A 9985-nucleotide genomic window follows, 5' to 3' on the forward strand; every position below is an offset into this window, starting at 1 on the left:
GCGCGGATAGTTGACCAGCAGGGCGATGGCGAAGGCGGTGATGAACAGCACCGGCAGCGGCCACAGCCCGGCCAGCAGCGCCACGATCAGGGCGATGGTCAGGGCGGCGTTGAACCAGGCCAGGTGCGGCCGGCGCGCCGCCTGCTCGGCCTCGGTCGGCTCGACCAGCGCGACGGCGTCGACGCCATGGACGATGCCCAGGCGCCTGCGCTCGCCGCGGCCGATCAGCCAGGCGGCGACGAACACCCAGGCCAGGCCGGCGACCATGGCCGGGATCACCGGGTTGAACAGGGCGGCGGCGTCGGTCTTCAGCACCGCCATCGCCCGTGCCGTCGGCCCGCCCCAGGGCAGCAGGTTCATGGTGCCGGCGGCCAGGCAGATGATGCCGGGCAGCACCAGCGGGTTCAGGCCCAGGCGGCGGTGCACCGGCAGCAGCGCCGTGACCGTGATCAGGAAGGTGGTGGCGCCGTCGCCGTCCAGCGCCACCAGCATGGTCAGCAGCGCGGTGATCAGGCACAGCCGCACCGGGTCGCCTTGCACCAGGGAGAGGAGGAACCGGATCGGCCGCTCGAAGATGCCGGTGTCGAGCATCAACCCGAAATAGAGGACGGCGAACATGATCATGATGCCGATAGGGGCGACCTTGACGATGCCGTCCAGCATCATCGCGCCCAGCCCGGCGCCGAAGCCGCCGATCAGGCCGCCGGCCAGCGGCACCAGCACCAGCGCCACCAGCACCGAGACCCGGCCGCTGAGGATCAGCGCCAGGAACACCGCGATGGTCAGGAACCCCAAGGCCGCCAGCATCCGCCATCCTCCCGTTGCGGCGGCCGTCCTTCATCCGGGGCCGCTCAGGCGCCAGGACGCCATGGCGGGCGGTGGATCGAGAAGTGAATTTGTGTCATCGATTGATGCATGAAGCGCATCAACCTGTCGCTTTTCGAGATCGAGGTGGTGCTGCAGGTCGACCGGCTGCGCAGCTTCCGCGCGGCGGCGGAGGCGCTGGGCATGTCGCAGCCGGCGGTCAGCCGGGCGGTGGCGCGGGCCGAGACGCGGCTGGGCGAACGCCTGTTCGACCGCAACACCCGGACGGTGGAGCCGACGCCGCAGGGGCGGGAATTCACCGCCGTCGCCGGCCGGCTGATCGGGGATCTGCGCAGCTCGCTCGACGATCTCGGCGACTATTTCCGCTCGGCCCGCGGCCGGGTCTCGGTGGCCGGGCTGCCCTCGGTCACGGCCGGGCTGCTGCCGCCGGTGATCGACCGGTTCCGCCGTAGCCATCCGGGCGTCTCGGTCGGCGTCATCGACACGCTGCTCGACGGCGTGGTCGGCGCGGTGCTGCGCGGCGAGGCCGATCTCGGCATCGCCGGCCGGCCGGCGCCGGACGGCAGGGTCGAGTTCACCCGGATCATGTCCGACCGCTTCGTCGCCATCCTGCGCCAGGACCATCCGCTGGCGCAGTGCTCCGCCGTCACCTGGGCCGATCTGGCGGCCCATCCCTTCGTCGCCATGTCGCGCATCACCAGCGTCCGGCCGCTGACCGATCGCGGCTTCGCCCGGGCCGGCGTGGCGGTGGAGCCGGAGTTCGAGGTGTCGCATCTCGCCACCGCCGGGGCCCTGGTGGCGGCCGGGCTCGGGGTCACGGCGCTGCCGGTGCTGACCCTGCCGGTGCTGGCCCATCCGGCGCTGACCACGCGCCTGCTGCAGGGGCCGGAGGTGACGCGCGACATCGGCGTGCTGACCCGGGCGGGCCGGACGCTGTCGCCCGCCGCCGCCGCCTTCCGCGACTCGGTCCTGGCCTCGGGCACCGAGCCGCTGCCGGTATGAGAAAGGCCCGGCCGCGTGCGCGACCGGGCCTGGGTGTCCACCGTCGGGCGGCGATTACTCGCCGGTGACCGACGGATCCGCCGGCATGGTTTGGCCGGATGACGGGGCCTGCTCCATCATCCCGCCGGGCTGCATCGGCTCGGCCGGGGCCACCTGGCCGGGGACGGCCGAGCCGGGCGCCGTCTGGGTGGCCCCGGCGCTCAGCTGCTGCTGGTTGAGCTGGCGGGTCTGCTCCGCCTCCGCCGAATCCTTCTTGCTGCGGTGGCGCGGCTGCGCCTGATCGTCCGCGTTCGAGGACTGCATATGCTTGCGATGATGCTGCCGGTGGGTGCTCTGGGCCGGCTGCTCCGCCGGCGCGTTCGCGGCGGGAGCCTCCACCGACGGCGCCGTCCCGGGCGTCACCGGCTCGGCCGAGGTCTGGGCCAGGGCGGGCGCAGCGACGAACGCCGACACGGCGAGGGCGGTAAAGACAAAACTCCTGCGCATAAAGCTCTCCATCGAAGGATGCCTGATGATCGGCGCCGCAGGCCCAGACGGGCGCGGCACAAGATCCGATCCACCCCTCAACAGCCTGACCGGCAATACCGATCCGGGAAAAATGCCTTCATGGAGGATATTTCATGTTTCGGATGCAATATCTGGCGGCATCCGGCCAAATCCTGGCGACAGATAAAAAAGAGGCCCGGTCGATGCGACCGGGCCTCTGCGAACCGCGATCCGCGCCTCGGAAGGGGGGGTGGGGGCGGGGATCTGCTGCGGTCCGAAACCTTACTTCTTGTTCAGCTGCTCCTCGTTCAGCTTGCGGGTCTGGTCCTGCTCGCTGTTGGCGGCGCGATGCGCCTTGTGATGAACCCGGCCGGTGTGGTGGGTCTTCATCATCTTGTGCGCCGCGGGGGCGGCAGCCGGGGTCGTGGTGGCGGGCGCCGTGGTCTGCGCCATCGCCAAAGCGGGGGCGACGGCCAGGGCCGGAACCGCGAGAACGGCGAACAGAAGGCTCCTGCGCATTTTACGATCTCCATCGAGAGACAACGAAGATCGGAGGAGAGGCGGGGCGGGAGGCCACGTCTTGGCTCCGACAGACGCAACCCTACGGTGCCGGAGCTAACGCCCTCGTGGGCGGAACATGAAATCGGATTAACAATCGGGGCCGGGCGAAGCGGCGGGCGACGCGCGACCCCCTTGTGTCATTGCCGGGCTTGACCCGGCAATCCAGGGGCTATCGAGAGCGGTTCTTGAAAGCCCCTGGATCCTCGGGTCAAGCCCGGGGATGACAGTGTGGGGTTGTGGAGGAGGCTTCCTAGTGATTCCCCGCCAGCACTTCGCGCTTGCCGACATGGTTGGCGGGGCTGACCACGCCCTCCTGCTCCATCCGGTCGATCAGGCGGGCGGCGCGGTTGTAGCCGATCTGCAGGTGCCGCTGGATGAAGCTGGTCGACGCCTTGCGCTCGCGCGCCACCAGCGCCACCGCCTGGTCGTACAGGTCGTCGCCCGACCCGCCCTCGCCGTCCAGCGCCAGCGAATCGAAGCCGCCGCCGTCCTCCTGGTCCTCCAGAACGGCATCGTTGTAGGCGGGCTCGCCCTGGGCCTTGAGGTGGCGCACCGTCTCCTCGACCTCGCCGTCGGAGACGAAGGGGCCGTGCACGCGGGTGATGCGGCCGCCGCCGGCCATGTACAGCATGTCGCCCTGGCCCAGTAGTTGCTCCGCCCCGCCCTCGCCCAGGATGGTGCGGCTGTCGATCTTGGAGGTGACCTGGAAGCTGATGCGGGTCGGGAAGTTGGCCTTGATCGTGCCGGTGATGACGTCGACCGAGGGGCGCTGCGTCGCCATGATCAGGTGGATGCCGGCGGCGCGCGCCATCTGCGCCAGCCGCTGGATCAGCGCCTCGATGTCCTTGCCCGCCACCAGCATCAGGTCGGCCATCTCGTCGACGATGATGACGATGTAGGGCAGCTCGGTCAGGTCGATCGGCTGGTCTTCGAAGATCGGCTTGCCGGTGTCCGGGTCGAATCCGGTCTGCACCCGCCGGGTCAGCACCTCGCCCTTGGCCTTGGCCTCGCGCAGCCGCTGGTTGTAGCCCTCGATGTTGCGGACGCCGACCTTGGACATGGACCGGTAGCGGTCCTCCATCTCACGCACCGCCCATTTCAGGGCCACCACCGACTTCTTCGGGTCGGTCACGACCGGCGCCAGCAGGTGCGGGATGCCCTCGTAGATCGAGAGCTCGAGCATCTTCGGGTCGACCATGATGAAGCGCACCTTGTCCGGCGGCAGCCGGAACAGCAGCGACAGGATCATGGTGTTGATGGCGACCGACTTGCCCGAGCCGGTGGTGCCGGCCACCAGCAGGTGGGGCATGCGCGCCAAGTCGGCGATGATCGGGCCGCCGCCGATGTCCTTGCCCAGCACGAGGCCCAGCTTCGACCCCGCCTTGTCCATGGTGTCGGAGCCGAGCAGCTCGCGCAGCAGCACCATCTCGCGCTTCTGGTTCGGCAGCTCGATGCCGATGACGTTGCGGCCGGGCACCACGGCGACGCGCACCGACACGGCGCTCATCGACCGGGCGATGTCGTCGGCCAAGCCGATGACGCGGCTGGACTTGGTGCCGGGCGCCGGCTCCAGCTCGTACAGGGTGACCACCGGGCCGGGATTGACCTTCACGATCGACCCGCGGACGCCGAAATCGCTCAGCACCTGTTCCAGCGCCGCGGCGTTCTGCTCGAGCACCCGGGGGTCGGCCACGGCCGGCCGCTTGGTCGGGTCCGGCAGGGTCAGCAGGTCCAGCGGCGGCAGCTCATAGGTGTCGGGCGGCGCCAGCTCGAAGCTGGTCTGGCGCGGCGGCGGCGCGGCCGGGCGGCGCTGCGCCGGCTCGATCGCCGCCGGGGCCACGCGCTGGGGCGCGGGCATCGGCGCGGCCGGACGACGCGGCGGCTCCTCGACCGGCCGCAGCGACGGCAGGTCGATTAGGTCGTCGTCCTCGTCCTCCGGCAGGTCGAGATCGGGCTCGGTGCGGCCGCCGCCGATGATGATCGGCGGGCGGGCCGGCGCGATATCCTCGTCGTCCTCAGGGCCTTCCGGGTCGGGGATCCGCGGCCCGGGCGGGTTGGCGCGGGCGAAGCGCGGCCGCGCCGCGGGGCCGGCGCCGGGCATGGCGAAGGCCGGCTGGGCCGGGGCCGCGGGCTCGCGCCGCATCATGCTGGAGGCGACGGTGCCGGCGCCCTGCAGCGTGCGCAGGCCCAGCCACTGCATTAGCCGGCCGAAGGCGCGCAGCAGCGATCCGGTGAGGGACGCGCCGGCGCGGGCGCCGGCCCCGGTGACGGAGCCGACGCGGTGCCATTCGGTCGAGGACAGGCCCAGCGCCACCATCACCAGCAGCAGGCCGACGGCGCCGGTGGCCAGCGCCAGCCAGAAGGTCGCGACCGGCCCGGCGGACATGATCACGGTGTCGGAGATGCGCCGCAGGATCATCGACCCGACGGCGCCGCCCAGCGACCCGCGCTCTGCCCAGCCCTCGATCGCCGGCAGGGGCGACAGGCCGGCGGCCAGGAACAGCACGCCGAACAGCATGCTGGTGACGCGCCACCACACCCGGTCCAGCGGCTGGTGCCGCATCAGCCGCCAGGCCCAGAACAGCGGCAGCACGGCCAGCAGGAAGGCGCCGATGCCCAGCGTCTGGATCAAAAGGTCGGCGAAATGCGCGCCGGGGCGGCCCAGCAGGTTGGCGGCGGGGCCGGCCTTGGCGGTGTTCCAGGACGGGTCGGTCGGATCGTAGCTGACCAGCGCGACCAGCAGGCCGCAGCCGAACACGGCGATGCCGAAGCCGCTCAGCTCCCGCACCCGGTTGCGCAGGAACTCCTGCACCACCGGCGGGAGGAAGGAGCGCTTGCTGGCGGCGCCGCGGCCGGAGCTGCGCGTCACCGCCGTGCGACGGGAGGAGGTTCCGGCCATCGTCATTCTGCCGCCTCGGCTAGGATCTCGCCGATCCGGGTCAGGGCGCGCCCGACCGTCTCGGTGTCGTGGACCACGGCGATGCGCAGCCAGCGCCGGCCGATCTCCGGCCGGTCCAGGCGCGTGATGTAGCCGCCGGGCAGGGTTCGGATCGCGGCCTCGGCCCACAGCCGGCGCGCGGCCGCCTCGCCGTCGCCGACATCCAGCCACAGGAAGAAGCCGCCCTCCGGCCGGCGGAAGCCGAAGCGCCCGCCCAGGGCCGCCTCGGCGGCGTCGAACTTGGCCCGGTACAGCGCCCGGTTCTCGACCACATGCGCGTCATCGGCCCACAGCGCGGCGGAGGCGGCCTGGATCGGCAGCGGCATGCCGGCGGCGGAATGGCTGCGCAGCCGCAGGAAGGCGGCGATCAGCGCCGGGTCGCCGGCGACGAAGCCGCTGCGCAGCCCGGCCGCGTTCGACCGCTTCGACAGCGAATGGAACACCAGCAGGTTGTCCAGCGACCCGCCGTCCCGCTCGGCCGCGACCTCCAGCACGCCCACCGGCGGGTCGCGGTCATAGATCTCGGCGTAGCACTCGTCGGCCGCCAGGATGAAGCCATGCGTCCGGGCCAGGGTGATGGCGCGGTCGAGATACTCGCGACTGGCGACGGCGCCCTGCGGGTTGGTCGGGTTGCACAGATACAGCAGCTTCAGCCGCGCCAGCAGCGGCGCGTCGGCCTCCAGCGCGTCGAGGTCGGGCAGGAAGCCGGTGGCGGGCCCGGCCGGCAGGAACACCGGCTCGGCCCCGGCCATCACCGCGGCGCCCTCATAGGGGGCGTAGAACGGGTCGGGCAGGGCGACCGCCGGCACCTGGTTGGCGCCGGGGCGATGGTCGACCGCCAGCTCGGCCACCAGGAACAGTGCCTCGCGGGTGCCGGACAGCGGCAGGATATGGGCCGGATCAGCCAGGCCTGCGGGCAGGTGGAAGCGGCGCTGCAGCCAGCCGGCGCAGGCCTCGCGGAAGGCCGGGGTGCCGCCGACGGGCGGATAGCGGTTCCAGCTGCCGGCATTGGCGGCCAGCACTTCGGCCAGGAAGGCCGGCGGCTGGTGCTGCGGCTCGCCGACCGACATGGCCAGCGGCGTCACCCCCTCCGGCGGCGTGACGCCGGACAACAGCGTCGCCAGACGCGCGAACGGATAGTCCGCGAGCCGTTCCAATGCCTCGTTGAGTCGGCCGCCCCGCATGCTCTCCTGCAACACCCTCTTCCGCGGCGGGCCGGCTGAAGCCGGCCTTTCTCCTCGCTTCCGGCGGCCGGTGCCGCCGCGAAACAGCTCTTAGATTCCAATCACTTTATCCGGTCTTCTGACCTCCCCTGTCAAATCCGGCGTCGCTGATCGGCCAGGGCGGCGCGCTTTTCCGGCCACGGTGTGGCCGGGCCGGCACGGTCCGGGAACGTCCGGACGAATCACGAACGAATCGGGATCGGCGCACGACGCGAAGTTGCCTGGGGCGCTGCCCGGGTCAGGAGCCGAACGGGATCGACAGCGACATCAGGCTGCCGGCACCGCCGGACGAGCCCCAGCTGCCGCCGGCGGCGACTCCGACGCCCCGCCGCTCGGAGCATCCGGCGGCCAGCACCAGGAGGGACAGGAGAAGAATCCGGACCATGGCGAAATCGTACCACGAAACCGCGGGCAGGCACCCCTCCGATGTGACACGCCGCCACTGGACAGCACGGCACCGCGCTCCGATGCTGCGCGCCATGAACGACAGCACCTCTTTGCGCACCCAGGTCGTGGTGGTCGGCGGCGGCCTCGCCGGCGCGACCATGGCGGCGGCGCTCGGCCAGGCCGGCATCGACACCGTGATCCTGGACCAGGAGCCGGCGGCCGCCCGCACCCTGCCCGGCTTCGACGGCCGCACCACCGCCCTGTCCTACGGGTCGCGCCGGATCGTCGCCTCGGCCGGGCTGTGGGACCCGGTGGCGAACCAGGCCGAGCCGATCCTCGACATCCGCATCGCCGACGGCCGCGCCCCGGTGTTCCTGCATTTCGACCATCAGGAGATGGCCGGGGAATCGGACAGCGCCCCCTTCGGCCATATCGTCGAGAACCGGCTGCTGCGGCTGGCGCAGTTCGAGCGGCTGGAGGCCCTTCCGGCGGTGCGCCACGTCGCCCCGGCCAGGGTGGTGGCGGTGGAGACCAGCACCGGCCATGCCGCCGTGACCCTGGCCGATGGCCGCGTGGTGCGGGCCGAGCTGGTGATCGGCGCCGACGGCCGCGGCTCCTTCACCCGGCAGCAGCTGGGCATTCCGGCGCGCAGTTTCGCCTACCGGCAGAAGGCGGTGGTCTGCGTCATGGCGCATGCCGAGCCGCATGAGGGCGTGGCGGTCGAGCATTTCCTGCCGGCCGGCCCCTTCGCCGTGCTGCCGATGCGGGACGATGCCGACGGCACCCATCGGTCCTCGATCGTCTGGACCGAGCATCCGGACACCGCCGACGACCTGGTGCACCGCCCGATTGCGGCCTTCGACGCGGCGCTGCAGGCTGTGGTCGGCGACTGGCTGGGGCCGGTGCGGACGCTGGGCAAACGCTTCACCTATCCGCTCGGCGTGGTCCATGCCCGGCGCTACGGCGCCCGGCGGGCGGCGCTGATCGGCGAGGCGGCGCACGGCATCCACCCGATCGCCGGCCAGGGCCTCAATCTCGGCCTGCGCGACATCGCCGTGCTGACCGAGCTGCTGGTCGAGCGCAGCCGCCTCGGCCTCGACCTCGGCGACCCGGCGCTGCTGCAGCGCTACGAGCGGCTGCGGCGGCCGGACAATGTGGCGATGATCCTGGCGACCGACGGGCTGAACCGGCTGTTCTCGACCGACCTGGCGCCAGTGCAGCTGGCCCGCGATATCGGCCTCGCCGCGGTCGGCCGCCTGCCGCCGGTGAAGCGCTTCTTCATGCGCCAGGCGATGGGGCTGGGCGCGCGGGCGCGCTGACTCCTACGACGGGCCGAGAGGGTAGCTCTCCAGGATCTCATACACCGCGCCCTCGCGGCCGACATGGCTCTGGTACAGGTGGAAGGCGCCGACCGGGAAGGGCTCGGCCCGGAAGGGCGCATGCTCCAGCAGCCAGCGCTCGACCCGCTCGGCCGGGGCCTGGCGCAGCCGGGCCAAGGTGACATGCGGGGCGTAGCTGCGGTCGTCCGGCGGCTGGCCGGCGGCGACCAAAGCGCGGTCGACCTTGGCGTGCAGGAAGCTCAGCGCCGGCTCCGCCGCCACCCCGGCCCACAGGGTCGAGGCGGCGCGCTTCGTGCCGAACTGGCCGACCCCGTCCAGCGCCAGGCTGAAGCCGGGTGCGGCCAAGGCGTGCAGTGCCTCGTCGATCTCCTCCGCCTCAAGCGTGTCGACCTCGCCGATGAAGCGCAGGGTCAGGTGGAAATCGGCCGGGTTGGTCCAGCGCGCCCCGGGCACGCCGCCCTGCAGCAGCGTCAGGCGGGGCCGCAGCGCGGCGGGGATGGCGATGGCGACGAACAATCTGAGCATGACGATCCCCGGCTCAACCGAGGGCAAAGCCGGCGCGGTAGCGGGCCGGGCTGGTGGCGAGGCGGCGGCGGAAATGGTGTCGCAGCGTGTCGGCCGAGCCGAAGCCGCATTCGGTGGCGATGCGCTCGACCGGCAGCTCGGTGGTCTCCAGCAGGTCGCGGGCCAGCGCCAGCCGCTCGCCGACCAGCCATTCCGCCGGGGTGGTGCCGGTGGCCTCGCGGAAGCGGCGCAGGAAGGTGCGCAGGCTCATCCCGGCCTCCTCGGCCAGCCGCTCCAGCGGCAAATCCTCGGCCAGGTGCCGGCGGGCCCAGTCGAACAGCGCGGCCAGGCGCGGCCGCTCCTCGACCTGCACCGGCCGGTCGACATATTGCGCCTGGCCACCCTCGCGATGCGGCGGCACCACCAGGCGCCGCGCCACCTGGTTGGCGATCCGCGCGCCCCAGTCGCGCCGCACGATGTGCAGGCACAGGTCCAACCCGGCGGCGCTGCCGGCCGAGGTCAGCACCTGGCCCTCGTCGACATACAGCACATCGGGCACGATCCGGATGTCCGGGTAGCGCGCGGCCAGCGCTTTGGCATAGCGCCAATGGGTGGTGGCGCGGCGGCCGGCCAGCACGCCCGCCGCCGCCAGCACGAACACGCCGGAGCAGATCGAGACCAGCCGGGCGCCGCGCGCATGGGCCCGGCGCAGGGCCTTC

Annotated in this window: 10 protein-coding genes; 2 read left to right on the forward strand and 8 right to left on the reverse strand. The window is 72.1% G+C overall.

The genetic code is table 11. The annotated features are described in order from the left end of the window. Window positions 1–807: citrate:proton symporter (locus tag ABDW35_RS24005; protein ID WP_343716388.1), on the reverse strand; the 807-nt coding region annotated here is incomplete at its 3' end. Window positions 808–915: 108 nt separating this feature from the next. On the opposite strand from ABDW35_RS24005, the gene ABDW35_RS24010 reads away from it, so the two are divergent. Further along, on the forward strand, window positions 916–1827 hold the full coding sequence (locus ABDW35_RS24010; RefSeq protein ID WP_343716389.1) for a LysR substrate-binding domain-containing protein: 912 nt from the start codon (window positions 916–918) through the stop codon (window positions 1825–1827). A 54-nt stretch (window positions 1828–1881) separates the two neighbouring features. Here the strand turns inward: ABDW35_RS24010 and ABDW35_RS24015 are convergent, their stop codons facing one another. The 5 genes from ABDW35_RS24015 to ABDW35_RS24035 all read right to left on the reverse strand — a co-directional run bounded on the left by ABDW35_RS24015 (window position 1882) and on the right by ABDW35_RS24035 (window position 7420). Beyond that, window positions 1882–2313: a hypothetical protein gene (locus ABDW35_RS24015; protein ID WP_343716390.1), complete on the reverse strand. Its 432-nt coding sequence runs from the start codon at window positions 2311–2313 to the stop codon at window positions 1882–1884. A gap of 282 nt (window positions 2314–2595) precedes the next feature. Next, the gene (locus ABDW35_RS24020; RefSeq protein ID WP_343716391.1) at window positions 2596–2832 is read right to left on the reverse strand and encodes a hypothetical protein; all 237 of its coding nucleotides are present in this window, start codon (window positions 2830–2832) and stop codon (window positions 2596–2598) included. Window positions 2833–3124: 292 nt separating this feature from the next. Then, on the reverse strand, window positions 3125–5779 hold the full coding sequence (locus ABDW35_RS24025) for a DNA translocase FtsK 4TM domain-containing protein (protein WP_343716392.1): 2655 nt from the start codon (window positions 5777–5779) through the stop codon (window positions 3125–3127). Continuing rightward, complete coding sequence (locus tag ABDW35_RS24030; RefSeq protein ID WP_343716393.1) at window positions 5776–6996, reverse strand: aminotransferase class I/II-fold pyridoxal phosphate-dependent enzyme; 1221 nt, start codon at window positions 6994–6996, stop codon at window positions 5776–5778. The genes ABDW35_RS24025 and ABDW35_RS24030 overlap by 4 nt, the downstream gene beginning before the upstream one ends. Window positions 6997–7273: 277 nt before the next feature. Then, complete coding sequence (locus tag ABDW35_RS24035) at window positions 7274–7420, reverse strand: hypothetical protein (protein ID WP_343716394.1); 147 nt, start codon at window positions 7418–7420, stop codon at window positions 7274–7276. Window positions 7421–7514: 94 nt separating this feature from the next. Here ABDW35_RS24035 and ABDW35_RS24040 point away from each other — a divergent pair, with 94 nt between their 5' ends. After that, window positions 7515–8741, forward strand: coding sequence for a UbiH/UbiF/VisC/COQ6 family ubiquinone biosynthesis hydroxylase (locus ABDW35_RS24040; protein ID WP_343716395.1), 1227 nt, complete (start codon window positions 7515–7517; stop codon window positions 8739–8741). Window positions 8742–8744: 3 nt separating this feature from the next. On the opposite strand, the gene thpR is transcribed toward ABDW35_RS24040, so the two are convergent. Together thpR and ABDW35_RS24050 are read right to left on the reverse strand one after the other, a co-directional pair. After that, the gene (gene thpR, locus ABDW35_RS24045) at window positions 8745–9287 is read right to left on the reverse strand and encodes an RNA 2',3'-cyclic phosphodiesterase (protein ID WP_343716396.1); all 543 of its coding nucleotides are present in this window, start codon (window positions 9285–9287) and stop codon (window positions 8745–8747) included. Window positions 9288–9300: 13 nt separating this feature from the next. Further along, a partial coding sequence (locus ABDW35_RS24050; RefSeq protein WP_343716397.1) for a helix-turn-helix domain-containing protein occupies window positions 9301–9985 on the reverse strand: 685 nt, incomplete at its 5' end.

Origin of the sequence: Inquilinus sp. (genome assembly GCF_039594555.1) — a bacterium.
Lineage (GTDB): Bacteria > Pseudomonadota > Alphaproteobacteria > DSM-16000 > Inquilinaceae > Inquilinus.